The organism is Planococcus glaciei (genome assembly GCF_900099655.1).
Lineage (GTDB): Bacteria > Bacillota > Bacilli > Bacillales_A > Planococcaceae > Planococcus > Planococcus glaciei.
The window spans coordinates 228,074-254,878 of sequence record NZ_FNDC01000004.1; the positions used below are offsets into that span (position 1 = coordinate 228,074).

The window sequence follows — 26,805 nt, forward strand, 5'->3', positions numbered from 1 at the left end:
CCTCCAATTGGTTATGAATTGTAAAATTCAACACTAGTTGGATTTTACCCGCTCTTTTTCTTTATAATCATATATTTTAGGTTTTTTAACTCAAAAATATTGAAAGAATTTTCTGCAAGATAGAGCTTCCTAATAGACAATAAGGCTTCTGCCATGGTTTATTTAAAAGGAAACTTTCTGAAAAGGGGCTACATACCGATGAAAATAACTGAAACGACTTTTCCGATTACAGAAGTGCGCGAACAATTCCCAGCTTTGAAAAGAACCTATCATGGGAAACCGGCTGCTTATTTTGATGGTCCGGGAGGCTCCCAGGTGGTGAAATCGTCCATTCAGGCAATTGCGGCTTATATGGAAAACGGCGGCGGAAATTTGCACGGGTGTTTTCCGTCAAGTTGGGAAACCGAAGAAATTATTGCTGAAGCGAAAAAAGCAGTAGGGGACTTCTTGGGTGTCCAAACGAATGAAGTGGCTTTTGGCGCCAACATGACAACGCTTACGATTGCCATCGCCAATGCGCTAGGCAAACAGTTCCAGGCAGGGGATGAAATCGTCGTGACGGAAATGGATCACCGGGCAAACGTCGATCCTTGGCTGTTGATGGCCAAAGACCATGGTTTGACTGTGCGGTGGATCCAAGTGGATACGGAAACGTTAACACTTGATTTATCGGATTTGAACGACGTCATCAATGAGAAAACCAAATTGGTGGCCATTGGGCTTGCGTCCAATGCCGTAGGGACGATTATTGACTTGGCGCCCATTGCAAAGCGTGCAAAAGAAGTGGGTGCATGGGTGGCTGCAGATGCTGTCCATGCCGCTCCTCATATGCTAATTGACCGCGACCAGATGGGCATTGATATCCTGCTTTGCTCAGCTTATAAATTTTTCGGTCCGCATATCGGCATTGCCGCCATTAAGGAAGATATATTTAAAGACTTGGAGCCGTATAAATTAGTGCCGGCACCAAGCTATTACCCGGATAAACTGGAAACCGGCACGCAAAACCATGAAGGCATTGCGGGAATCCAACCGGCTATCGAATTCTTTGCAAGCTTTGGGGAAGGCGAAACACGCAGACAACGGATTGAATCGGGCCTTGTAAAGATTGAGACATATGAAAACAGCTTGGCAACCCGTTTGCGGGAGGGATTGGCGGCGATCGAAGGAGTCACTTTGTTTGAAGCGGACCGAAGCGTCGCAAAAACGCCAACCATTGCTTTCCAAGTCAAAGGAACCGCGCCGGAAGAAGTGTGCAAAATCATGGCGGAAGAGCACAGCATTTTTACCGCATCTGGGCACTTTTATGCATCGACGCTGGCTGAACGGCTCGACATCAACAAGAGCGGGGGCTGGATCCGCGCAGGACTAGCGCCGTATAATACTTTTGAAGAAGTGGAGCGTTTTATTCAGGCGGTTTCAGAGCTTAAATAACAAGAGTGTTCAGTGCTTGGATACGCGGCATATAGAAGAGAGGAAAGGAGGCAAAAGCTGAATCATCAGCTTTTGCCTCCTTTGAACTTATGCATCCTGTGTTGAAACCAATTTTGCCTGCACGATATAACGCTCAGTTGCATTGCCGATAAAATCAAATGGGTAACAGGTGGTTAGTGTCAAAATGGTTTCATTTTTTTCCACAATTACACTGCGGTCTTCTGAGTCAGTAATCCACATGTCGGTAATTTCATAGACGTACAGTTTGTCCTCGTATTCTATCAGCAGTTGATCCTGCTTTTCCAGTTCATCCAGTCTAGTAAAAACAGTATCGCGGTGCCCGCTTAAAACTGTATGGCCATGGCCGCCTGGAATCGTGGTGAGATCACTGACAAACATGCCGATACCTTTTTTTAAGGTGTCAGGATCAGCTCCCCAGTATACCGAATATTTGTGTTCGATTTTTGGAATCATTAGTGTTGCGGCATTTTCTCCAAGTTTGCGGTCGATTGCGGTAGTCCAAATAGGTGTGGGAACAAAGCTTGGCTTTTCTATTTTTTTAACAGGATCTGCCGTCTCTGTATTTTCGAGGCCTGCAGGTGTTTCGACACTTTTATAGATTTTAAGTTCAGCGTCTGTCAGAGCCTGGGCGGAACTTTTCGACGTATGCCATTCCCGAAAACTAAAAATACCGATTGAAAGGCCGGCCACTATCAATACCAGTCCTAACCATTTTCTCAACATATATCACCTCAAAGGAAAAAGGCAGGATTGAATCTGCCTTTTAAAAAAATTAGGTATTAAGCTTGTTGGCTTTTGCGACGAAAAAGCAATAAAGAGCCGAGCCCGGCAATTCCCGCACCAAACAGCATCATAAGAGGATTATTGCTAGCTGTGTCAGGTAATTTTTCCCCATCCACTACTTCTACTTTGGCAATGTCGGTGGAGGATTCATTCGCTTTTTTGCTGACAAGAAAATTATTGTATTCGCTTTGACTTACTTCACAAGCCAGGCCATCGTCGTCACCGTCTAAACGATGAGGGTCATTGGTGGCATTGAAACCATTCGCATACCAAAATTCCATGACCTCTTGCTGAGAAGAGAAATCTCCACAATCTTTGTCATTAATTTCAGCTTGTGTAACAAAAGGGGTGCCTGTAACCAAAAGCAATGCTAATGAACTGCCTAATACTGTTTTTTTAAACATGGTCTCTTTTTCGCCTCCAAGTATTAATAGGCAACATTCATTATCTTGCCTTTTTGAAAACTATACTATAGTTTTATATAAATTAAAATATTTTCCAGTAAAATGAGTGGGAATTTAGAATCATGGCCGGCCTTTTTGTTCTTTTCACCAGATGATGGTACAATACATGGATAAGCTTTTCTGCTAACGGAAGAGACCATTTCATTTTCCAAAAAGGAAAATGAACAAAAGGAGAATGAATTTTTTGAGTCAACAATTTAACACAACTTTACCGCCGAATTACGACGAATTGAAAAAGGCAGTAAACCGGACAGCGAACTGGAAAGAACGTTTGGCTGCGGTTGAAGAGCTGGGCAAATGGAAGCACAAGCAGACCATTGACATGTTGACGCACCGCATGGAAAACGATCCGGTCTACAAAGTGCAGCTTGCCGCGTTTGATGCATTGCAGGACTTTGGCTTGGAAGTGGATATGCCGACGCACAAAAAATTTGATTTGATCAAAGATGCTTCGAAAACGCTTGTGCGCATCAAGAAGAGTTTGCCGCATGACCATAAGTTCGAAGATTTTAAAGTGAAATTGCAGAAAATGCGTGTGGATATCTATGACACGTACAAAGGCGATAAAGGCGAAGACTTCGATCAGTGGCTTGAAGACCAGTGGAAATCCATCCCTGGAAGACAAGCAAGAAAGTAAATGAAAAGCCGTTTCCTCAGTTGAAGAACTGAAGAAACGGCTTTTTTTATGGTGCGAGTTTAATCCCGAAGAATAATCTGCCCTTTGCCCATGCTGACAGACTGACCGCCAATTTTCACGTCGCTGATACGGCTTCCGGTTTTGGTAAGGGAGATGTCAATGTAGCTGGGACGCTGGATTTCGAACCCCTGCTCATTGCGAATCGTGTAGTTGCCGTCTTTCGAAGGCGGGATGACGCTATGCTCCACCAAGTAAGCGCCAAGCGGTCCGCCTGCGGCACCGGTTGCCGGGTCTTCCGGAATGCCCATTGCCGGTGCAAACATGCGGCTGTGGACGGTGGAGTGCTTTTCTTCTGTTTGCATCGTGAAAACGAATATATGCTGGGTATACGGATTTTTACTGAATTGCCGCTCCCAAATATCTACCCGGAAGTTGATGTCTTTCATTGCCGCTAACGTGCGGACGGGGATAAAGAGAAAAGGGACGCCCGATGAAACGGATTGAATGGGAAAACGCTGGTCCAAATCTTTCGGAGACAGCGACAGTAAATCGGCAGCCAAACCTGGTTTTTGAAACTGGCTGCCAAAAACGGGAAGCGGCTGTGTCATTTCGACTTTTGAGATGGCCGTTCTTTCTTTATAAACAGTCACCGGAATCTCACCGATTTGTTCCTCCAAAATCCAATGGTTTTGCCCAGGTTCCGTTGGGATCAGGCCTTTATCAGCAAGGACGAAAGAAGCGCCCACTGTAGGGTGACCGGCCATCGGCAACTCTACTTTCGGTGTGAAAATCCGCAGGCTTTTTTGATTGTCGGGATTCTTGGGCGGGAGAATGAACACCGTTTCGGATAGATTCAGTTCTCCTGCAATTTTCTGCATCGTTTCCGTCGGCAATTCGATTTCATCGTGGAACACCGCCAATTGATTGCCGCCAAAAGGGCTATTGGTAAACACATCGATCAATTCATAGTTTAAGCTCGTCATAGCCTGCCTCCATTCTTTATCTTTTAAAGTTATTTCAGCATCCCGGCCCATTCCGCCAGCACTTCGCCAATTTTCCGGTCATGGATCACTTCGTCGGCGTATTGGTCGAGCGGTGTTTCTTCCTGGTTGACAATGACGAGCCGTGCGCCGTTTTCTTTTGCGATAAGCGGAAATTGGTTGGCCGGGGTGACCGTGAGCGAAGAACCGAGAACGATGAACAATTCGGCGCGGGCAGCTTCTTCAAATGCCCAATTAAACGCTTCTTCCGGCAGCATTTCCCCAAACAGCACGACTGATGGGCGCAAGAGGCCGCCGCAGGCTACACATTGATAAGTTTCGTTTGCATATTCCGTGCTGCTGTAAACGGTGCCGCAGGAATTGCAATGGACCTTCTTCAATGTGCCATGCAATTCGGCAACTTGCTTGCTGCCCGCTTGCTGATGGAAGCCGTCGACATTTTGGGTAATGATCGCTTGGATCAATCCCCGGTCTTCCCATTCCGCGAGCAGCTGATGTCCGCGGTGCGGATGGTATTCATTTACGCCAATCACCCGTTTGCGGTAGAATTCGATAAACTCTTCGACATTATTATTCAAAGCTGAGACGCTGGCCACCTGGCTGGGGTCTTTTTGCTGCCAAAGGCCTTGATTGGCTGAGCGGAAATCCGGTAATCCGCTTTCCGTAGACATGCCAGCGCCCGTAAACACGACCGTGTGATTTGAAGATAGAAGCCATTCCCTGATCATAAAGACACCCGCCTTTAAAGAAAATTCTGTTAATGACAGTATATCGAATCTGAAGCGAAATTGTTATTATTATGAATGCTTGAAAATAAGCGGTATTGAAGGGATTCATGTGCCATACAGCGAATAAAAAAGAAAGATGTTTTCGGAAGGCAAAGAGAGGTGGGAAGACTTCAATGAAGTATTCAAATCTAGGGAAATCAGGATTGCGTGTTTCAAACTTAAGCCTTGGGACAATGGCATTCGGCAGATGGATTGATGAAGCTGCTTCTGCTGAAATTCTGGACCGTTCCATCGATGCCGGCATTAACTTGATTGATACGGCGAACTTTTACGGCAAAGGGCAGGATGAAGCGTTTAAATACGGAACAGGCGAGTCGGAAGAAATTATCGGACGCCATTTAAAAGGCAAAAGGGACAAAATCGTTTTGGCCACTAAAGTGGGGCTGCCGGTCGGACAATATGTCAATGATGCAGGTTTATCCAAATTCCATATTCACCGGGAAGTGGAAAAGTCGTTGACGCGCCTTAATACGGATTACATTGATTTGTATCAAGTCCACCGTTTTGACAGGCGTACGCCACTTGAGGAAACTCTTTCTGCCTTGACAGAACTCGTCAAGCAAGGAAAAGTCCGCTATATCGGCTGTTCAAATTATGCAGCGTGGCAAATGGCGAAAGCGAACGGCCTAAGTGCTTTTCACCGGCTTGAACATTTTATCTGCTCCCAGTCCCCATATAATCTGCTGTCCCGGGAGCTGGAACAAGAAGTGATTCCATTTTGCCAATCTGAGAAAATGGGGCTGCTGGTTTACAGCCCGATGGCCCGCGGCATGTTGTCCGGCAAATACACATCTAAAGCAGATTTGCCGCAAGACAGCCGGGCAGCTAAAGGGGAGCAGCTCATCCAACCATATTTCACCGACCAGAATTTTGAAAGAGTAGCGAAGTACAAACAACTGGCTGAAGAACAGAAAGTGAATCTTTCTCAGTTTTCATTGGCATGGATTTTAAATCAGCCTGTGGTCACATCAGCAATTATCGGGGCCAGCAAACCTCAGCATGTAACAGAAGCGGTAGCAATCAGCGACTGGAAATGGTCCGAGGAATTGATGGGAGCCGCAACAGCATTGTAATAAGGAAATCCAGCAAACAAGAAAAGAGGAAAAAAATGAACAAGGTATTAGGCATAGATATTGGGGGAACAAAGATCCGAATGGCGATCGTTGGCCAAGGAGGCGAACTAAGCTTTGATGAGACAGTTCCAACTAAAACACCGTTGTATCCTTATCTCGAAGATCAAGTTATGCGCATTCTCAAACTTCATCCCGAAGTGGGCGCAATTGGCATTGGCACACACGGATTTGTCGATCCGGCTAAAGGAAAAGTGATTTACGCCACAGACATTTTGCCAGGCTGGACAGGGACCGACTTGAAAGAGCAATTGGAACGCGCGACAGGAAAACGGGTTGAGGTGGACAACGATGCGAATTGCGCGGCTTTGGCTGAAGCCAAGATAGGGGCAGCTAAAGGCAAAAGTCGCGTCGTCTGCTTAACGCTTGGGACGGGCCTTGGCGGCGGCATTATTTGGGACGGTAAGCTGTTGAGCGGCGGACCGCACGGAGGCGCTGCTGAAATCGGGCATATGATTTTGCAGCCAAATGGCGTATTGTGCCCTTGCGGACGCCGGGGATGTTATGAGCAATATGTTTCCGGGACAGCGTTGAACCGGCGCATTCAGGAAGCCGGCCTTTCCATCAATTCACGGGAGCTTTTTGAAGTGGCTGCGAGCAATCCAAAAGCCCGGCAATTGGTCCAGGAATTTACAGCGGACCTGGCCCAAGGCGTCAGTTCGCTGCAAGCCATATTTGATATGGACATGGTCGTAATCGGCGGCGGGGTTTCAGAATCAGCTGCGCTTTGGTGGGATCCGTTCATGCAGCAGCTTGAGCCGCTGCTCTTAAATCCTCTGTCTGTAAAAGTCGCCGAATTCGGCAACGAAGCTGGGGTTCTCGGAGCTGCATTATTGATAGATGGTGAGTAAATTGTAGATGGCACTGGTACTTGTCCTAAAGAAGTGAGGAGGGTCGGCCATGAAGAAAACCTGGTGGAAAGAAGCGGTCGTCTATCAGATTTATCCCCGCAGTTTCAAAGATTCCGATGGCGATGGCATCGGAGATTTGAAAGGCGTCATGCAGAAGCTGGATTATTTGGTCGAATTGGGAATCGACATCATCTGGATTTGTCCGATGTATAAATCACCGAATATAGACAATGGCTACGATATCAGCGACTTTCAGGACATTATGGAAGAAATGGGGACGATGGATGATTTCGACCGCTTGTTGGACGGAGTGCATAAACGGGGGATGAAGCTGATCCTGGATTTGGTGCTGAACCATACAAGCGACGAACATCCCTGGTTTATCGAATCCCGTTCTTCACTGGATAACCCCAAGCGGGACTGGTATATCTGGCGGGAAGAGCCGACCAATTGGGAAAGCATTTTCAGCGGCCCTGCCTGGACATTTGATGAAACGACGCGTCAATATTACCTTCATCTTTACGCAGAAAAGCAGCCCGACGTGAATTGGGAAAACCCTGATTTACGGCGTGCGCTGTATGACATGACCACTTGGTGGCTAGATAAGGGAGTGGATGGTTTTCGCCTGGATGCTATCAGCCACATCAAAAAAGACTATTCCAATATGCCGAACCCAAAAGGGCGCGGCTATGTGCCGGCTTGGGAAAAAATGACCGATGTCGAAGGGATCCTCGATTTTCTGAAGGAACTTCGGGAAGAAACATTCGCAAGATATGATGTGATGACGGTAGGCGAAGCGAATGGCGTGACCACAGACGAAATCGATGAATGGATCGGCGAAAAACACGGCGTCATGGACATGCTGTTCCAATTCGAAACCTGGTATCTCCGGAAACCCGACGAGCCGTGCGGCGTCAATGTCGATGCCCTTAAAGGCGTTTTAACCCGCTGGCAGGAAGCGGCCCAAGGAATCAGCTGGAACGCTTTGTACGTGGAAAACCACGACCGTTCGCGCATCGTTTCGACATGGGGGGACGATACGGTTTATTGGCGTGAAAGCGCAACAGCCGTCGGTTTTATGTATTTTTTTATGCAAGGCACTCCCTTTATCTATCAGGGACAGGAAATCGGCATGACCAATGCGCCGTTTGAAGACCTTGTTTTGTACCATGACGTCAAAACCTTAAATTTTTACCGCTATAAAAAAGCGGAAGGGATAGAGCACGAAGCCATTATGCAAATGATTAAAATGAACAGCCGTGACCATTCCCGCACGCCTATGCAGTGGCAAGGCGAAGGGTATGGGGGCTTTTCAACTTCAAAGCCATGGCTGGATTTAAATCCAAACTACACATGGCTGAACGTGGAAGCACAGCGGCAAAATTCCTTGTCGGTTTTGAATTTATATAAGCAGATGATTGCTTTGCGGAAAAACAAAGAGGTTTTGGTTTATGGCGCCTATAAATTATTCAAGACCTGGTATTCCTGCGTCTATGCCTACACAAGAGAAGACGAAAAGGAAAAAGTGCTTGTTCTATCAAATTTAAAAGACGAACTTTACGCCTGGTCGCCGCCGGAAGGGGCTGTCCTGCTGCTTTGCAATTACGGCGCAGAAGATCCTTACAGTTTACGGCCTTATGAAGCCCGGGTTTATCAATTGAAAAAGTAAAAATCCCTTTCTAAAACCACTTTTCTCAAGTGGTTTTATTTATTTCCTCTAATAAAATAAAAGGCACGCCAATATGCGTATATCGATAGAACTAATTTCTTTAATTTCCTAAAAAAGCCCTTTCATTTTCCCAATTACGCAATCCCTAATTATCTGATAACTTAAGTGTACGGCATAGCTTCTCAAGCAGAAGCGGTCAGGCTGATGCAGGACGCTGCATGTGGTATTGAGTGCCTAAAAATCATGAGGGTAAAGGGGATTGAACGATGAAGAGATCGGCGAAGTTTTTAACATCAGTAATGCTGACAGCTACTTTGCTAGTACCGGCAATGGGCGTTAGTGCAGCAAACGGGGAAACAGCCCAGCAGCAAGGAAATGAAACATTCCGCGTTCTTGTTGATTCGGCAAATCAAAATGAATTGAAAAATGCCAAAGGCAAATACGGTGTCCACCGTGAATTCAATTCAGAAGGCTTTACTACTACAATGAATGCAAAACAATTTGAAGCGCTTCAAAAGAACAAAAACTTAAGCGTGGAAAAAGTACCGGAATTTTCGATCGAAGAAACTTCTTCAAAGCCGGAAGCAGCGTACTCTGCAATGGCAGCTTCCCAATCTGTACCGTGGGGAATTAAGGCAATTTACAATGACAGTGCATTGACTAAACCTACTGGCGGGGCAGGCATTAACATCGCTGTGCTGGATACAGGAGTCAATGTAAACCATACAGATTTGAAAAATAATGTGGAACAGTGCAAAGATTTTACAACGACTACGACAGTAGTAAACAACTCGTGTGTTGACCGACAAGGGCACGGGACACACGTTGCCGGTTCAGCTTTGGCTGATGGCGGTACAGGCACTGGCGTATACGGTGTTGCTCCATCCGCTGATCTATGGGCTTATAAAGTATTGGGTGATGACGGTTCCGGGTATTCGGATGATATTGCAGCTGCCATCCGCCACGTTGCGGACCAAGCAACTGCTTTGAACACAAAAGTGGTTATCAATATGTCCCTTGGCTCATCAGGTGAAAGCAGCTTGATCACAAATGCAGTAAACTATGCTTACAGCAAAGGCGTGCTTGTCATCGCTGCAGCTGGAAACTCAGGCCCTAACCAAGGAACAATCGGCTACCCTGGAGCTTTGCAAAATGCAGTAGCTGTAGCAGCTCTTGAAAACGTGATTCAAAATGGCACTTACCGCGTAGCGGACTATTCTTCACGTGGCTATAGCGCTACAGATGGCGATTATGTGATCAACAAAGGCGATGTGGAAGTTTCAGCACCTGGTTCTTCTGTTTACTCTACTTGGTATACAGGCGGATATTCTACAATCAGCGGAACGTCTATGGCAACTCCGCACGTAGCAGGATTGGCTGCGAAGATTTGGGCAACAAATACTTCCGCAAGCAACACGCAATTGCGTGCTGAATTGCAGAACCGTGCTAAAGCATACGACATCCTTTCCGGTTCAGGTGCAGCAGTTGGCGACGACTATGCTTCCGGTTTCGGATTTGCTCGCGTGCGTTAATCTTCTCCAAAGGACAATTCCAGCTTTCGCTGGAATTGTTTTTTTATGTTAATATTTTTTTATCTAGACTAAAAGGGTGAGCGTATGAATATCGGATCTGTCATCAAGTATTACCGCACTAAAAACAATCTAACTCAATCACAATTGGCAGACGGCATTTGTTCCATCTCGCATTTAAGTAAAATTGAATCCAATACCTATACACCGCATGAATCGACCATTCAGGCATTATTGGTGAAAATGGGTGTTCAGTGGGAAAAAGAAGTAGACCGCTACAAACGTTTGGAACGGCAATTGGGAGAATTCATTGATTGTTCCCTGCATTACGACTTGGCTACTATGGAAAGGCAATACAGCCAGCTGGAACAGGAAAATGATTATATTCAATCCAGCGATTTAGTGAACCAATACGAGCTCTATAAATTCCGTTACTACATTTACCAGAACGATCAAGCCAAAGCGGAGCGGCAGAAGCAATTGCTTGAAAGGCTGGAAGGCTCTTTTACCGCACCCGAAAAATGGCTTCATCAGTTTTTTCAGTCGCTTTATTACACGATGCTCAACAAAACGGAAGAATCGCTCCGATATCTGGACGGCCTGGATAAAGGAATCCAAAGCATTCCCCAAAAGTTTGAAGGGGAATATTATTACCAGAAAGCCCGTCTGCTGATTTTGCATGACCGCTTTGAAATGTCTGCCCACTATGCAGAAAGAGCCGTCCAGTATTATCAGCTTCACCACAACTACATCCGGCTGCTTCATGCCCAACTGTTGCTGGCCATCAACTATACAAGACGTAATTTGCTGGCACAGGCGGGCGGCATATACGAAGTATTAAAGCGAAACGCCCATTTGACCGGCCAACATGATTTATATAACCAAACCGTCTATAATTTTGTGGAATTATTAAAGCAAAAAGAAGAATACCAGCAAGCAAGGGAACTTTTGCATGAATTAAAAGAAAATGTTCCCAGACATTCTTATTTCTACAAAGCCGTACTCGTCAGTTTACTGGAAACGAAGCTGGAAAAACCAGCTGACGCCATGCCGCTAATCAATGAATTGCGGGAATTGGCAAAAGAACCTTCAGATGAATATTTTCGCATATATGCAAACTATTTCGAAAAGCGTAGTTTTTCCCAAGAGGACCTTTGGACCTATTGTGAAGAAAAAATGTTTCCATTTTTCAGAAAAAATGGTTATATAAAAGAAGGTAAAAAAGTTGCCGCTGAACTGATCGATTACTATCAGCGGAATAAAGAGTGGGAGAAAGCTCATTTCTACCGCACTTATAATGAACGAAATGGTGGTGAATATTTATGAAAACCGTGAAAAACTTATTCGCATCAATCCTGACGGCAGCGATGATTGCTGCAGTCGCATTGCCGATGGCAGCGCCGCACATTTTGCCGCCGCTTTAAGCAAAAAACGTATAATCAGGGCTTTCAGCCATTCTGGCTGGAAGCCTTTTTGCGTTGCAAAAATAGCCTTTAAATGAGAACTTTTAATAGGCTTTCCCTATAATAGAAAGAAATGATGAGAGGAAGGACGGGGAAGGGGATGTACCAGAAAAAACAATATGTTTTTAAAGGCACAGAAACAGTGTTGGCAACTGTCAGAAATTATAGGGAAGAAGATTTCGCAGGGCTGATTGCCGTCCAGCAGGAAAGTTTTCCGCCGCCGTTTCCAGAAGACTTGTGGTGGACAAAAGAGCAATTGGCCAGCCATTTGAAGCATTTCCCGGAAGGCGCCATTTGCGTAGAAGTGAACGGAGAAATTGCGGGATCAATGACCAGCCTGCTGGTCGACTTTGATCCGCTGCATCCACAGCACACGTGGGAAGAAGTGACAGACAGTGGCTCGATCGGCAATCACAAGCCCGATGGAAAAACGCTTTACATTGCAGACTTATGCGTCAAACCGTCGTTCCGCAAGCTCGATTTAGGCAAGTTGATGATGCAGTCGATGTATGAGCATGTAGTCCATTACGAGTTGGACCGGCTCTTGGGCGGGGGAAGAATCTCGGGCTATCACAAACACGCTAGTAAACTGACCGCTGAACAATACGTCGAAGATGTGGTCAGCGGCAAATTAAAAGACCCGGTCATCACATTTTTGCTCCGCTGCGGCCGAACCCCACTGTCGCTCGTTTCCGATTATCTGGAGGACGCCGAATCGCATAACTATGCTTTATTGATGGAATGGAAAAATCCTTTTATCGAAAACAAATCGCTGTAAAGCTTGATAAAAGCAAATGCGGCACCTAAAAAAGCGGTGATTGCAATTTTGCAATCGCCGCTTTTTTACGGGATTAAATTGAGCCGAAAAGCTTTCACAATGATGCCGTCGTCCAAAGGTTCAAAGTCCAAAGAAGGGACCCGGCTGAATCCGAGTTGTTTGTATAGGCGCATGGCACTTTCCATAAAATGAGCGGTATGCAAGCCGATGAACGGATAGCCTTGTTCTTTGGCGACAGCTACGCAATGCTCAACCAAGGCTTTGCCGATTCCGTTGCTTCTAAAATTTGCATCAACAGCGAGCATGCGGATTTCCGGATATTCAAGCGCTGCTGTATCCCATTCATAAGCTTTTGATTGGGAAGGAAACAAAACCACGCTTCCGGCAATCGCTCCATTTATTTCCGAAACAAAAACTTCCGCACCGGCGTTTTTGGCATTTTCGGAAGTTAAGGTGTTTTTTAATATTTCCCAATGGCCAGCGGGAATGACGTTGCTAAAAGGTTCATACGAGGCCAGCCGCTGCTTTTTAATGGTTTCATATTCATGGGCAAATGCTTGTCTGATCTTCAAAAATATACCTCCCGTTCATGATAAATATCTCGAATTAAGAATAATTGCCTTTAGTATAGCATTTTTTTTTCAAAGAAGCGGCAGGAATGATAAAAGAATGACATTTCCAACTTTCTGTAAATGTAAAGGCTTACATGTGAAAGTTTTTTGACGATTTAAAATTAAATAGAGAGAAAAATTTTAAATACATTGAATTGTTTTAATATTTCTCTATAATGAGTTAAAAGAAAGGAAAGATGCCTTATGACAAAAGATTTGCGTATCAACAGTAAAGTGTTCGAAGGGGCGATGAAAGCGCCGAACCGAGCCATGCTCCGAGCTGTAGGCTTTTCTGACGATGATTTCACCAAGCCGCAAATTGGTGTAGCAAGTACATGGAGCGAAGTGACTCCTTGCAATATACATATTCATGATTTGGCAGTGAGCGCGAAAAAAGGGGCGGCAGAAGCAGGCGGAAAGCCGATGATTTTCAATACGATCACCGTTTCGGACGGGATTTCAATGGGGACGGAAGGGATGAAATACTCGCTTTCAAGCCGGGATGTGATTGCCGATTCGATTGAAACCGTGGTAGGCGCGGAAAGTTTAGACGGCTTAGTCGCAATCGGCGGCTGCGATAAAAACATTCCAGGCTGTTTGATTGCTATTGCGAATTCGGAAGTTCCGGCAGTCTTTGTCTACGGTGGAACAATTGCGCCGGGAAGAAACAACGGCCAGGATATCGACATTGTGTCGGTTTTTGAAGGAGTGGGCCAGCACAATGCCGGTACGATCGATGACGGCGCTCTCCGCAAAATCGAATGCGCCGCTTGTCCAGGTGCCGGTTCTTGCGGCGGGATGTACACAGCAAACACGATGGCTTCCGCCGCTGAAGCGATGGGCATGAGTTTGCCGGGCAGTTCGTCAAATCCCGCAGAAACAGAAGGCAAGAAAGCAGATTGTGAAGCCGCAGGAGCAGCCGTCTATAATTTGCTCGAACAAGGGATTTACCCAAAAGACATCATGACCAAAGAAGCGTTTGAAAATGCCATTACCGTTGTGATGGCGCTTGGCGGTTCAACCAATGCCATCTTGCATCTATTGGCCATTGCGCATGCGGCAGAGGTTGATTTGACGATTGACGATTTTGACCGCATCCAAAAAACGGTGCCGCATATCGCCGATCTAAAACCGAGCGGCAAATACGTCATGCAGGATCTGCACCGCGTTGGCGGTGTGCAGGCTGTGATGAAAGTGTTGCTTGAGGCAGGCTATTTGCACGGCGACTGCATGACGGTTACCGGTAAAACCTTGGCGGAAAACTTGAAAGAGGCACCGGATCTTTTGGAAGGCCAGCAAGTGATCATGCCGTTCGATAAGCCGAAACGAAAAGACGGTCCGTTGATTGTACTAAAAGGGAATTTGTCTCCGCGCGGCGCAGTCGCCAAAATGTCGGGCGTTAAAGTGAAACGCCATTCAGGGCCGGCACGCGTTTTTGACAACGAACCGGAAGCGACAGCAGCTGTAATGGCAGACGAAATCAACGACGGCGACGTGTTGGTGATCCGTTATGTGGGGCCAAAAGGCGGTCCGGGAATGCCGGAAATGCTGTCGATTTCAGGAATCCTTGTCGGCAAAGGCATGGATGAGAAAGTAGCCTTGCTGACAGATGGCCGTTTCTCCGGCGGTACGCATGGACTGGTGGTCGGACATATCGCGCCGGAAGCGCAAGTCGGCGGACCGATCGCTCTTTTGAAAGAAGGAGATATCGTCACGATCGATTCGGATACCCAGGAAATTACGATGGATGTTTCAGAAGAAGAATTGGAAGCACGCCGTAATGCGTGGGTGGCTCCGCCGCTGCATAAGAAAGGCGTACTCGGGAAATATGCGCACAACGTGACCTGCTCTTCCAAAGGAGCGGTGACCGATTACTTGAACCGAGAACAAACGGAAGCGACAGTTACGGTGAAAAATTAATAAAAGAATTGGAAAAGGGATGCCCTCGAGTTGAGGGCATCCCTTTGATTTTGCAAGGTAACATTAATTTATTTTTGACTCAATTTTTCAACCCGTTTCATCGGGGGAATCATTTCCATTGAAAGTTCTTTCTTTCAGTGCCGCGGTCATAGTTCCACTGGGTGCCTTCTAACTTAAGCAACGTAAACCCTACCTTCTTTTACGTCCTTGCGATCCTGAAATCGCGCCAGTGTGAATAAGTATTCTCAAAAACATTGTTGTAGAATGCCAGATTATCAAAATATATCCGTTACCTCTTTGTTAACTAAACTAGTATCTCACAAATAAACGAGCAAGTCAACTGATTAGCTGATACAAGGATTTGTTTTTTGAAACGTGACTATTGGGGTATAATAAGAAAAATTACACCATGCGGAAGAAGGAGATTTTTATGCAGAAAACATACTCAGATGACAGCTTAGCCTTACATACCGATTTATACCAAATCAATATGTCCGAGTCTTATTGGGCAGATGGCATGCATGAACGAAAAGCGGTGTTTGAACTTTTTTTCCGGAAGCTGCCGTTTGGGAATGGCTATGCCATTTTTGCCGGGTTGGAACGTGTCCTTGATTATTTAAGAGATTTCCGTTTCACTGAAAGCGACCTTGCGTACCTTCAAGAAGAAGTCGGCTACAAAGAAGACTATATCGAATATTTGCGGACGGTGCGTTTTACAGGAAACGTCTACTCTGTTCTGGAAGGAGAGCTGGTTTTCCAGAACGAACCGCTGATCCGGATCGAGGCTCCTTTGGTAGAAGCCCAATTAATCGAAACTGCTCTTTTAAATATCGTCAATTACCAAACCTTGATTGCGACGAAAGCAAGCCGCATCAAACAGATTGTCAAGGAACAGCGGGTGATGGAATTTGGTACGCGGCGTGCGCAGGAAATGGATGCGGCCGTTTGGGGAACGAGAGCCGCTTTTATCGGCGGACTTGAAGCGACAAGCAATGTCCGGGCAGGCAAACGATTCGGTATTCCGGTTGCCGGAACCCATGCCCATTCCATGGTCCAGGCTTATAAAGATGAATACGAAGCGTTTCACTCGTATGCCAAGCGCCACAAAGACTGCGTATTTCTTGTGGACACATACGATACGCTGAAATCCGGTGTGCCGACTGCAATCCGGGTAGCGAAAGAACTGGGGGACAAAATCAATTTCCAAGGTATCCGCCTGGACAGCGGAGATATTGCCTTTCTCTCGAAAGAAGCCCGTAAAATGCTGGATGAAGCCGGTTTCCCGGATGTCAAAATTGTCGTCTCCAACGATTTGGATGAATACACGATATTGAACTTGAAAGCGCAGGGGGCACGTGTGGATTCCTGGGGGATCGGGACAAAGCTGATTACCGCTTACGATCAACCGGCGCTTGGCGCAGTATACAAAATCGTAGCCATTGAAAACGAACACGGCGAAATGGAAGATACCATTAAAATTTCCGGCAACGCGGAAAAAGTCACGACTCCGGGCCAGAAAAACGTTTATCGGATTATAGACAGGGAAAATGGAAAATCAGAAGGTGATTATATTGCGATGCAGGATGAAAACCCTGCTGAAGAAGATCATTTGAAAATGTTCCACCCGGTCCACACCTATGTCTCGAAATTTGTTTCCAATTTTGATGCAGTGAATATCCACCACCATGTCGTGGAAAACGGAGAAATCATTTATGAAAATCCTTCTGTCCAGGAAATGCAGGAATTTGCAGCGAAGAATCTGGAACTGTTGTGGGACGAATACAAACGTTCGTTAAATCCGGAAGAATACCCAGTCGATTTAAGCCAGAAATGCTGGGACAACAAGATGCGCAATATCCAGGAAGTGAAAGACGCAATTCAACAACTTACAGGAAAATAAGGGGGAGTATTCATGTCAGATTTGCAAAAAACGATCATTGAAGAACTTAAAGTTCAGCCTTCCATAAATCCGAAAGAAGAGATTGAACGAACGGTTTCATTTTTAAAAGAATATTTGGTGAAGCATCCGTTTTTAAAAGGATTTGTTTTAGGCATCTCCGGAGGTCAGGATTCTACCTTAGCAGGAAAGCTGGCGCAAATGGCGGTTGATGAGTTGAACGCAGAAGCGGGAGAAGCTGCATACGGCTTTTACGCAATCCGCTTGCCGTACGGGGAACAGTTCGATGAACACGATGCGCAGGATGCCATTGAGTTTATCAACCCGACGAAAGTGTATACAGTCAATATCAAAGAAGCGGTGGATGCCAGCAAACGCGCTTTGGATGCTGCAGGCATTGAGCTGACGGATTTTGCCAAAGGAAACGAAAAAGCGCGTGAACGGATGAAAGTGCAATTTTCAGCTGCAGCGATGCACAATGCGGTTGTCCTTGGGACGGACCATGCAGCTGAAGCGATTACCGGTTTCTACACAAAATTCGGCGACGGGGCTGCTGACTTGACTCCGTTGTTCCGCTTGAACAAACGCCAAGGCCGGGCGATGTTGAAGGAACTTGGTTCGCCGGAGCATTTGTACATGAAAATTCCGACAGCTGATCTGGAAGAAGATAAACCCGCAATTCCGGATGAAGTGGCGCTTGGCATCACCTATGACATGATTGATGATTATTTGGAAGGCAAGAAAATTCCGCAAGATGCACAGGAAAAACTGGAAGGCTATTACTTGCGTTCCCAGCACAAACGCCACTTGCCGATCACGATTTTTGATGATTTTTGGAAATAACTCAAATGCAACAGAGCTTAGCTTTTTAAGCTCTGTTTTTTATTTGCGGAAAAAGTCCCTGCGAAAGTTACAGACAGTTGAGAAAATTATATAAATTCGTTATGCTTATGATAAGATTTCGACAACTTAAAATACGCGAATTTATATACTGGGGGAATCAGGATGAATGCTAAAGACCGCTTGAATGCAGTGATTGACAATATAGAAAAAGTGATTATCGGCAAACGCCATATCGCTGAATTAAGCATCGTAGCTATGCTTTCCCAAGGGCATGTGCTGCTGGAAGATGTGCCTGGGGTCGGCAAAACGATGCTGGTGAGAGCGCTCGCGAAATCCATCGGCGCTGATTTTAAACGGATTCAATTCACTCCTGACCTGCTCCCGTCAGATGTTATAGGTGTCTCCATTTATAATCCGAAAGACATGGAGTTTCATTTCAGGCCGGGACCGATTATGGGCAATATCGTATTAGCCGATGAAATCAACCGGACTTCCCCTAAAACGCAATCCTCTTTGCTAGAAGCGATGGAAGAAGCTTCCGTCACAATTGATGGCGTAACCCAGCACATACCAAAACCGTTTTTCGTTATGGCTACTCAAAATCCCATTGAATATGAAGGGACCTATCCGCTGCCTGAAGCGCAGCTGGACCGTTTCCTCCTGAAAATTAAAATCGGCTACCCAAGTTCCCGCGAAGAAATGGAAGTACTGAACCGCTCCCAGGTTTCTGCGCCGATTGATGAACTTCAGCCGGTGATGACGCTTGAGGAGCTGCTGAAATTGCAGGAAGAAGTAAAGCGAATCAATGTCGACGAAACCATCCGCAGCTATATCGTGGATTTAGCCAGACAAACCCGAATTGACCCTTATGTGTACTTGGGAGTAAGCCCACGGGGATCTATTGCGTTGATGAAAGCTTCCCAAGCCTACGCCATGCTGAAAGGCCGGGATTTTGTGACGCCGGACGATGTGCAGCATTTGGCGAAATTTGTCTTTGGCCACCGCATCATGCTGCGTTCGGAAGCGCGTTATGACGGAGTCACGGCTGAAGAAATCACAGATCGGATTCTGGCAAAAACCCGCGTTCCCGTCCAAAGGCTAGTTGGCCAATGAGCAAAGCAAAAGAATTTATGAATTTATGGGGGAGGCTGCTATTTGTACTGGGCCTCCTTTTGCTGACATTTTCGTTCGCTATGTTTCAAGGCGGATTTGTCAGCTGGTTCATTTTTTATATGGCTTTGCCTTTTGCCTTATATTCCGTTTTGTTGACGTTTTACCCTTTAAGCGATATTGAACTATCCCGTGATATCCATACCGCCCAAGTGCGAAAAGGAAGCAGTTTTTCGGCGACCATTCATATGCGCAGAAAACACCGCTTTCCTTTGCTCTATACAGTTCTTACTGAAAAGACCCATTCTCCAGCATTAAAAAAACAAACTGCCGGCATGCATCAGAAAATGTTCGTTCCCGGATTCCGGAAAAGTTATTCGTGGACATATGAGATTGAACATATGCCGCGCGGAGAACATGTTTTGGAAGGCGTTCAAATTGAAATCGCCGATTTCTTTGGCTGGGTCCGCAAAAGCAGATTGGTGCCGCTTCAGCAAAAAGTGCTCGTCTATCCCAATACGGTGGACATTGTTTATCGGCCGATGGAATCCAAATACGATCACGGCTCAATGGCTGCGCCGTTTACACTGGTCAAAGATACGACGATGGCTACCGGCATTCGGGACTACCATCCGGGCGACCGGGTTTCGTGGATCCACTGGAAGTCATTTGCGCGGACACAGACAATGCGAACGAAGGAATTTGAAGACCGCCAGTCCCAGGACCTGTTTTTAATGGATGACCGGCGGCCTTCGGAGAAATTCGAAATTCAAGTGGAATTGGTGGCTTCTATTCTTAAGTCGATTGTACGTTCCAATTCAAGTGTGTCTTACTTATCGATTGGCGAAACCCGCAATCATTTTCCGGTCATCCAGACCGAAGAACACCTGCATCGAATCATGTACCATTTAACAAAAGTCCAGCCCGATCTGGAGAAACCTGCTGAAGATGCAGGGGGGCGTGAGCTTCAAAAAATCCAGGCATCAAGCCTGTTGTATGTGACCAGCCATTTAACTATTGAGATGGTGAAAGCTATTCAGCGAAATGTGAAGCATTTGAATACGTGCATGTGTTTGGTTATCACCCGTAAAGGAGAACAAGCTTCTCCCCAGGAAGAAGCTGCGCATCAATTTGCCCGTTCAAAAGGTTTTACTGTGAAGCGTGTCAGTCCGGATAATTTTTCATCGGTATTTACGGAGGTGAACGGCAAATGACTTCCATAAGGAAAAATAGTTGGTTTATGGCAGGGCTCTACATTCTTGTCTTTTTACTGCTGGCCGAATGGCTGACGCCGGTAATGACTTTGACGGCTACTGCCTATAAACCGTTGTTTCTGATTTTTATTGCAATGGCGCTTGGAATGTCTTTACTAAGAGTCTCCTGGTGGATTTCGGGGCCATTGAAATTGCTGTATGTTTTATGGTTTATCGTTTACGTGTATACCGGTGAAGTGTTTTTCACCGGTGAAGCCATCGCATTTGTCTGGCAAGACTTGAAAATCAATTTAGCGGCTCTTTTTTCTCAAAACTGGGCAAACACGACCGATGTGTTTCGGACGCTTCTATTTTTCACGCTGTTATGGATGGCGGTTTACTTGATCCATTACTGGGTGAGCTTCCGTTTGAGCATTTTCCTGTTTTACTTGTTGACGGTGGTTTTTATTGCCGTTTTGGATACGTTCAGCCCTTATACCGGAAATACAGCCATTATCCGCATTATGGTCATTGGCCTCTTGTTGGCCGGCCTTCTGCATTTGGCAAGATGGACCGAGCGGCACCGGATAGAACTGAGCAGCGAAAAAATTGCAGCGGCAATCATTCCGCTGTTCATCATGATTGCCGGTTCTACGGCCGTGGCGCTTTATTTGCCGAAATCGGGTCCTGTCTGGCCGGATCCTGTTCCGTATATTACGTCTTTTTCAAGCGGGGCGGGAAGCGGGCCGGGCGGTACAGTTGGAAGAATCGGCTACGGAGTGAATGATTCGCAGCTGGGCGGTTCGTTCATCGGCGACAGCTCCCCGGTATTTAAAGCGGAAGTTGCCAGCGGGCAATACTGGAAAGTGGAGTCAAAAGATATTTATACGACAAAAGGCTGGGAACTGACGGAGAATATCGGCGACTCGTTCCTGTATGAAAACGGGGACTTTATTGCGACCGATTTCACGCCGGGAGACCCGGAAATGCAAGAAACCGCGCTCCTGTCGATGGATCAGGATTTCCCGTTTGTGTTGTATCCTTATGGGACTGAATCGGTTGTGATGGATGAAAATCTGGATTACGAGTACAATACGGCAGACCAGCGAATTGAAACCTATCAGCAAGGCGATGTTTTCGAACCGGAAGTTTACGAAATCACGTTCAGTGAGCCGACTTTCAGTTTGACGGCATTGCGTGAAACATCCGCGGAAGATTTGGCGGAACTGCCGGCTGAATTTGACCGTTATCGCCAGTTGCCAGCCGAGCTGCCGCAGCGCGTTCGGGATTTGGCAGAAGAAATAACCGCCAGTTCGACTACAATCTACGATAAGGCCCGGGACATCGAGAGGTACTTCAGCAATGCCGGATTTGAATACAGCCAGCAGGATATTCCGGTGCCGGCCGAAGACCAGGATTACGTCGACCAATTTCTATTCGATACAAAAAAAGGCTATTGTGATAATTTTTCCACGTCCATGGTCGTCCTGCTGCGTTCCCTTGATATCCCGGCCCGGTGGGTAAAAGGATTTAACGAAGGGGAAATCGTGGAGACGAAAGATGATACCGATATTTACCAAATTACCAATAACAATGCCCACTCCTGGGTAGAAGCTTATATGCCGGGAGTCGGCTGGATGCTGTTTGAACCGACGATCGGGTTTACGGGTTCTTCTGCCGTTGAATTTGATGTGGAAGTCGATGCCGCTGAGGAGGATGAAGCGGCTATGCCGGATCGTCCGGAGCCACCGCTGCCTGAAGAACTGGAAGATGAAGCAGCTGCTGACCAGAATGCCGGTCCATCTATCTGGAGCCGTTTCCAATCGTTCCTTGATGAAAACAGCAGCAAAATCGGTTGGGGGGCAATTGCCCTTGGTGTACTGGCGGCGATTTTTTATAAATTCCGCCATAAATGGCTGCCCCGTGTCTTAATTCCTTATTACCGATTGCGCAGCGGCGATACCGCGACATTCGAAAAAGCTTATTTGCGGCTTTTGAAACAACTGGAATTATATGGAATAAAAAGGAGCGAAGGGCAGACCTTGAGAGCCTATGCTTCTTATATCGACACATTCTTTGGAACAAAAGATATGACCCGCCTAACGAATGCTTATGAGCAGTCAATCTACGGCGGGCGTAAGGATTCCATTGAATGGCGGGAGTTGCAGGAAAGTTGGGAAAATTTAATCAAACAGACAACCGGTTGATTTTGGTCGGCCTAGCTTGTACAATTGAGAAAATTAAAAGTACAAGTGCCCTCATATATGTCTGGTAATATGGACCAGATGTCTCTACCAAGTCCCCGGAAATGACTTGACTATGAAGGTGGATGACGCATGCGTTCAGACATGTGCATTCGCCTTTTTGATGTAGAGCAAAAGAACGCGAGGAATCCTTTTCCGCGTTCTTTTGTCATTTTGAGGCCTGAATTGAATAGAAGAGGTGAAGAGTGTGCCAGCAAGTCCGATGTTAAAAGAGCAAAAGAAAATTGTGGTTTTGGATTTTGGAAGCCAGTATAACCAATTGATTACACGGCGTATTCGTGAAATCGGTGTTTACAGTGAATTGCACCCGCATACCATTACGGCAGAAGAAATCAAAGAAATGAACGCAACAGGCATTATTTTCTCAGGCGGCCCGAACTCGGTTTATGATAAAAATGCTTTTTCTGTAGACGATGCGATTTTTGAAATGGGTCTTCCGATTTTAGGGATCTGCTACGGCATGCAATTGATGGCGTTGCATTTAAACGGCAAAGTCGAAAAAGCCCAAAACCGCGAGTACGGGAAAGCGGAACTGAAATTGACCAAAGAAAGCACCTTGTTTAAAGGATTGCCGGAAGAACAGATTGTCTGGATGAGCCACGGGGATCTGGTAACTGCAGCGCCTCCTGGATTTGATGTAATCGGTACGAGCGCAAGCTGCCCGATTGCTTCGATGGCAGATGAGTCACGCGGTTTCTATGGTGTTCAATTCCACCCGGAAGTTCGCCACTCGATCTACGGCAATGAGTTGCTGCGCCAATTCGTATTTGATGTGTGCGGCATGACCGATGACTGGTCGATGGAGAATTACATCGAACTGGAAATCGAAAAAATCCGTGAAGAAGTCGGCGACAAAAAAGTTCTATGCGCATTAAGCGGAGGCGTAGATTCTTCCGTTGTGGCTGTCTTGATCCACAAAGCGATCGGCGACCAATTGACATGTATGTTCGTTGACCACGGCTTGCTGCGCAAAGGTGAAGCGGAAAGCGTCATGAAAACTTTTGCTGACGGCTTCCATATGAATGTCATTAAAATCGACGCACGCGACCGTTTCATGAACAAACTTGCCGGCGTAACTGATCCGGAACAAAAACGCAAAATCATCGGCAACGAATTCATTTATGTATTTGATGACGAAGCTTCAAAATTGGAAGGCATGGACTTCCTGGCACAAGGTACGCTTTATACAGACATCATTGAAAGCGGTACGACTACCGCACAAACGATCAAGTCGCACCATAATGTCGGCGGCCTTCCGGAAGACATGCAGTTTAAATTGATCGAACCGTTAAATACCTTATTCAAAGACGAAGTGCGTGTGCTTGGAACAGAACTTGGCATGCCGGATGAAATCGTTTGGCGCCAGCCATTCCCAGGGCCAGGCCTTGGCATTCGCATCATGGGCGCTGTAACGGAAGAGAAACTGGAAATCGTCCGTGAATCCGACTGGATTTTGCGTGATGAAATCAGCAAAGCTGGTCTTGACCGCGACATCTGGCAGTACTTTACGGTTCTTCCGGATATCCGCAGCGTCGGCGTTATGGGTGATGCCCGTACGTACGATTACGCAATCGGCATCCGCGCTGTCACTTCAATTGACGGCATGACATCTGACTGGGCACGCATCCCTTGGGATGTATTGGAGAAAATCAGTGTCCGCCTGGTCAACGAAGTTTCGCATATCAACCGTGTGCTGTATGATATTACGAGCAAGCCACCTGCAACAATTGAGTGGGAATAAAATAGAAAAGAAGCTGCACTTCTATCAGGAAGTGCAGCTTCTTTCTTTTTTAACGAACTTTAATGCAAAAATTTATTGAAATGTTCGTGTTTCGACTTGTTAGATTGAAAAAATCATGTTATATTACGATAGAAATTAAATAACGTTGTCGTATAATGTCGGGGATATGGCCCGAAAGTTTCTACCGAGTTACCGTAAATGACTCGACTACGATTTTTGTCCGCATTCGCAATGAATCGGACGCTCTTCAATTGAGGTGTATTTGAAGAGGAAATCGAGTACATACGGCATGAAGCTGTATGTGCTTTTTATGTTTCAGCATTATCGCGACGACACGCGGAGGAAAACAACATGAGAAAGTATTTTCAGTTCGAGGAACTGGGAACTAATTACCGCCGAGAAATTATTGGGGGCTTAACCACCTTTTTAGCGATGGCTTATATTTTAGTCGTCAATCCGCTCACGCTGACATTAAGTTCCGTGCCGGACTTGCCTGATGAAATGTATATGGATTATGGATCTGTATTTATGGCGACGGCGCTTGCTGCAGCCATCGGATGTTTGATGATGGGGATCATCGCCAAGTATCCGATTGCACTTGCGCCGGGTATGGGATTAAATGCATTCTTTGCTTATACCGTTATCTTGACATACGGCATTCCGTGGCAAACTGCTTTGACAGGCGTTTTATTTTCCGGACTCATCTTCATCGTTCTTTCTTTGTCGGGGCTTCGTGAACGGATTATTAATGCGATTCCGAACGACTTGAAATTAGCAGTCGGAGCGGGGATTGGGCTTTACATTACATTTATTGGACTTCAAAATTCCGGCATCATTGTAGCAAACGAAGCGACGATGGTCGGCCTTGGTGATTTAACAGTACCATCTACGTTGCTTGCGATTTTTGGAATGGTAGTAACCGTTGTTCTGATGGTGCGCCGCGTCAAAGGCGGAATTTTCTTCGGGATGATCATTGCTGCTGTAATTGGAATGATTTTTAAAGTAGTGGAATTGCCAAGCGCTATTGTAGACTTTAATGTTCCAAGCATGGCTCCGACATTCGGTGTAGCGCTGGATCCGATTCTTCATGATTTCGGTTCACTCATGAACATCGAATTCCTAGTCATCGTTTTGACTTTCTTGTTTGTAGACTTCTTTGATACGGCAGGGACATTGGTTGCTGTCGCGACTCAAGCACGTTTAATAAAAGACGATAAACTTCCGCGTGCAGGGAGAGCCCTTCTTGCTGATGCCGTTGCTACTGTCAGCGGCGCAATCTTCGGAACATCGACGACGACTTCTTACATCGAATCGAGTGCCGGTGTTGCTGCAGGAGCGCGTTCAGGATTTGCAGCCGTCGTCACTGGCTTGCTTTTCTTAATTTCCATTCTGTTCTATCCGCTGCTGGAAGTGATCACAAGCGCGGTAACGGCCCCAGCATTGATCATTGTTGGTGTCCTGATGGTTTCGGCTTTAGGAAGAATCGATTGGTCGAAATTCGAAATTGCCGTTCCTGCATTCTTGACGATGATTTCGATGCCGCTTGGCTATAGCATCGCAACAGGAATCGCCATCGGATTTATTTTCTATCCGATCACAATGGTTACGGCAGGCAAGGCCAAGCAAGTTCACCCGATCATGTACGGACTGTTTGTCATTTTCATTCTCTATTTTATCTTCATTGCTTAATTCCCGGCCCGCCAAATTTATTGGCGGGCTTTTTATTATATAGAAGAAAAGAAAAAGCGAACTACTGCAATCAAGGAAATGCAGATCTAGCAATGTGCTTAAAAATTTTGAGCGTTCTTTAAATCAACAATCTTTAATATATAGAAGGAAGATGAAACCGAGAGCGAAAAACAAGGGGGAGGCGGAAAAGAAGAAGCTAGGAAAAATTAGCGGGAAAATCGCCAACACTTAGAATGTAAAGGAACAGTTTCCTTTCAAAGTTGTAACAAGTTTGTAACTTTTATATTGCGAATATTCTGTTATAATAAAAAATGTAAACGGTTAATATTTATTTATTATTTTCCTTAAAGTTATTGACTTATACAAAGAAGCTTGGTATATTAGTACATGTCCTCAGGGAAACAAAGTGGAAACAAAATACTTTCATTTAAAAGTTGAAAGATATAGTTGACACGAATTGTAGGATGAAGTAGACTAATAAAGTTGCTGATTTAAAGCGACGGATTATTGAACCTTGAAAACTGAACAGCAAAACGTCAACGAAAGACGTCACGAGCGCCTTGGCGCGAGAACGGCTTTTGCGAAGGTTGCCGCAGGCAATCGGAGCAAGAGTACGGAAGCAACACGGTGTTCGTGGCTTAACATACTGATCAGGCTTCGGCCAGATCAAGCGACTCGCGCACCTTTCGGGGTGGCGAGACGCCAGCAAGTATTTGAGCAATCAACTACTCTATAATGGAGAGTTTGATCCTGGCTCAGGACGAACGCTGGCGGCGTGCCTAATACATGCAAGTCGAGCGGAACCAGAGGAGCTTGCTCCTTCTGGTTTAGCGGCGGACGGGTGAGTAACACGTGGGCAACCTGCCCTGCAGATCGGGATAACTCCGGGAAACCGGTGCTAATACCGAATAGTTTTGGGTCCCTCCTGGGACCCAACGGAAAGACGGTTTCGGCTGTCACTGCAGGATGGGCCCGCGGCGCATTAGCTA

Annotated in this window: 21 protein-coding genes, 1 rRNA gene and 2 riboswitches; of the genes, 17 read left to right on the forward strand and 5 right to left on the reverse strand. The window is 46.1% G+C overall.

Translation table 11 applies throughout. The features are described from left to right. Nucleotides 1-198: 198 nt before the first annotated feature. A complete protein-coding gene (locus BLQ32_RS07835; RefSeq protein WP_074509863.1) occupies nucleotides 199-1,434 on the forward strand; it encodes a cysteine desulfurase-like protein in 1,236 nt (411 codons plus the stop codon). An 87-nt stretch (nucleotides 1,435-1,521) separates the two neighbouring features. On the opposite strand, the gene BLQ32_RS07840 is transcribed toward BLQ32_RS07835, so the two are convergent. Both BLQ32_RS07840 and BLQ32_RS07845 read right to left on the reverse strand, forming a co-directional pair. Then, on the reverse strand, nucleotides 1,522-2,178 hold the full coding sequence (locus tag BLQ32_RS07840; RefSeq protein ID WP_074509865.1) for a class D sortase: 657 nt from the start codon (nucleotides 2,176-2,178) through the stop codon (nucleotides 1,522-1,524). 56 nt (nucleotides 2,179-2,234) lie between these two features. Then, nucleotides 2,235-2,642: an excalibur calcium-binding domain-containing protein gene (locus BLQ32_RS07845; RefSeq protein WP_074509867.1), complete on the reverse strand. Its 408-nt coding sequence runs from the start codon at nucleotides 2,640-2,642 to the stop codon at nucleotides 2,235-2,237. Between the two features lie 235 nt (nucleotides 2,643-2,877). On the opposite strand from BLQ32_RS07845, the gene BLQ32_RS07850 reads away from it, so the two are divergent. Continuing rightward, entirely contained in the window at nucleotides 2,878-3,339 is a 462-nt protein-coding gene (locus tag BLQ32_RS07850) for a HEAT repeat domain-containing protein (protein WP_074509869.1), read from the forward strand. Nucleotides 3,340-3,398: 59 nt separating this feature from the next. On the opposite strand, the gene BLQ32_RS07855 is transcribed toward BLQ32_RS07850, so the two are convergent. Together BLQ32_RS07855 and BLQ32_RS07860 are read right to left on the reverse strand one after the other, a co-directional pair. Next, entirely contained in the window at nucleotides 3,399-4,322 is a 924-nt protein-coding gene (locus BLQ32_RS07855) for a PhzF family phenazine biosynthesis protein (RefSeq protein WP_074509871.1), read from the reverse strand. Nucleotides 4,323-4,351: 29 nt separating this feature from the next. Further along, nucleotides 4,352-5,068, reverse strand: a complete 717-nt coding sequence (locus tag BLQ32_RS07860) for an NAD-dependent deacylase (RefSeq protein ID WP_074509872.1) — start codon at nucleotides 5,066-5,068, stop codon at nucleotides 4,352-4,354. Nucleotides 5,069-5,241: 173 nt separating this feature from the next. Between BLQ32_RS07860 and BLQ32_RS07865 the strand changes: the two genes are divergently transcribed. The 6 genes from BLQ32_RS07865 to BLQ32_RS07890 all read left to right on the forward strand — a co-directional run bounded on the left by BLQ32_RS07865 (nucleotide 5,242) and on the right by BLQ32_RS07890 (nucleotide 12,548). After that, entirely contained in the window at nucleotides 5,242-6,201 is a 960-nt protein-coding gene (locus BLQ32_RS07865; RefSeq protein WP_074509874.1) for an aldo/keto reductase, read from the forward strand. A gap of 35 nt (nucleotides 6,202-6,236) precedes the next feature. Next, complete coding sequence (locus BLQ32_RS07870; RefSeq protein ID WP_074509876.1) at nucleotides 6,237-7,109, forward strand: ROK family protein; 873 nt, start codon at nucleotides 6,237-6,239, stop codon at nucleotides 7,107-7,109. Nucleotides 7,110-7,158: 49 nt separating this feature from the next. Beyond that, on the forward strand, nucleotides 7,159-8,778 hold the full coding sequence (locus tag BLQ32_RS07875; RefSeq protein ID WP_074509877.1) for a glycoside hydrolase family 13 protein: 1,620 nt from the start codon (nucleotides 7,159-7,161) through the stop codon (nucleotides 8,776-8,778). A gap of 266 nt (nucleotides 8,779-9,044) precedes the next feature. Then, nucleotides 9,045-10,310 carry a S8 family peptidase gene (locus BLQ32_RS07880; RefSeq protein ID WP_074509879.1) on the forward strand — a complete coding sequence of 422 codons (1,266 nt, stop codon included), beginning with the start codon at nucleotides 9,045-9,047 and terminating at the stop codon, nucleotides 10,308-10,310. A gap of 84 nt (nucleotides 10,311-10,394) precedes the next feature. Beyond that, on the forward strand, nucleotides 10,395-11,633 hold the full coding sequence (locus BLQ32_RS07885; RefSeq protein WP_074509880.1) for a helix-turn-helix domain-containing protein: 1,239 nt from the start codon (nucleotides 10,395-10,397) through the stop codon (nucleotides 11,631-11,633). Between the two features lie 237 nt (nucleotides 11,634-11,870). Continuing rightward, nucleotides 11,871-12,548: a GNAT family N-acetyltransferase gene (locus BLQ32_RS07890; RefSeq protein WP_074509882.1), complete on the forward strand. Its 678-nt coding sequence runs from the start codon at nucleotides 11,871-11,873 to the stop codon at nucleotides 12,546-12,548. Nucleotides 12,549-12,613: 65 nt separating this feature from the next. Here BLQ32_RS07890 and BLQ32_RS07895 read toward each other — a convergent pair whose 3' ends face one another. Next, nucleotides 12,614-13,120 (reverse strand): GNAT family N-acetyltransferase, encoded by a 507-nt coding sequence (locus tag BLQ32_RS07895; protein WP_074509883.1) that lies wholly within the window; start codon nucleotides 13,118-13,120, stop codon nucleotides 12,614-12,616. Between the two features lie 243 nt (nucleotides 13,121-13,363). Here BLQ32_RS07895 and ilvD point away from each other — a divergent pair, with 243 nt between their 5' ends. The 9 genes from ilvD to BLQ32_RS07940 form a co-directional block, all read left to right on the forward strand. Beyond that, a complete protein-coding gene (gene ilvD / locus BLQ32_RS07900) occupies nucleotides 13,364-15,079 on the forward strand; it encodes a dihydroxy-acid dehydratase (RefSeq protein WP_036804604.1) in 1,716 nt (571 codons plus the stop codon). Between the two features lie 430 nt (nucleotides 15,080-15,509). After that, complete coding sequence (locus tag BLQ32_RS07905; protein WP_074509885.1) at nucleotides 15,510-16,979, forward strand: nicotinate phosphoribosyltransferase; 1,470 nt, start codon at nucleotides 15,510-15,512, stop codon at nucleotides 16,977-16,979. A 12-nt stretch (nucleotides 16,980-16,991) separates the two neighbouring features. Next, entirely contained in the window at nucleotides 16,992-17,819 is an 828-nt protein-coding gene (nadE, locus tag BLQ32_RS07910; protein ID WP_036804608.1) for an ammonia-dependent NAD(+) synthetase, read from the forward strand. 162 nt (nucleotides 17,820-17,981) lie between these two features. Beyond that, on the forward strand, nucleotides 17,982-18,932 hold the full coding sequence (locus tag BLQ32_RS07915; protein ID WP_053168194.1) for an AAA family ATPase: 951 nt from the start codon (nucleotides 17,982-17,984) through the stop codon (nucleotides 18,930-18,932). Further along, a complete protein-coding gene (locus tag BLQ32_RS07920) occupies nucleotides 18,929-20,143 on the forward strand; it encodes a DUF58 domain-containing protein (RefSeq protein WP_074509887.1) in 1,215 nt (404 codons plus the stop codon). The genes BLQ32_RS07915 and BLQ32_RS07920 overlap by 4 nt, the downstream gene beginning before the upstream one ends. Next, complete coding sequence (locus BLQ32_RS07925) at nucleotides 20,140-22,329, forward strand: DUF4129 domain-containing transglutaminase family protein (protein WP_074509888.1); 2,190 nt, start codon at nucleotides 20,140-20,142, stop codon at nucleotides 22,327-22,329. Before BLQ32_RS07920 ends, BLQ32_RS07925 begins: the two co-directional genes overlap by 4 nt. Before the next feature lie 31 nt (nucleotides 22,330-22,360). Then, nucleotides 22,361-22,462, forward strand: a riboswitch (purine riboswitch). A 126-nt stretch (nucleotides 22,463-22,588) separates the two neighbouring features. Further along, nucleotides 22,589-24,127 carry a glutamine-hydrolyzing GMP synthase gene (guaA, locus tag BLQ32_RS07930; RefSeq protein WP_036804639.1) on the forward strand — a complete coding sequence of 513 codons (1,539 nt, stop codon included), beginning with the start codon at nucleotides 22,589-22,591 and terminating at the stop codon, nucleotides 24,125-24,127. Nucleotides 24,128-24,255: 128 nt separating this feature from the next. Further along, nucleotides 24,256-24,357: riboswitch (purine riboswitch) on the forward strand. A gap of 121 nt (nucleotides 24,358-24,478) precedes the next feature. After that, complete coding sequence (locus tag BLQ32_RS07935; protein WP_036804618.1) at nucleotides 24,479-25,816, forward strand: NCS2 family permease; 1,338 nt, start codon at nucleotides 24,479-24,481, stop codon at nucleotides 25,814-25,816. Between the two features lie 732 nt (nucleotides 25,817-26,548). Next, nucleotides 26,549-26,805 (forward strand): 16S ribosomal RNA (locus tag BLQ32_RS07940); the annotation flags it as partial.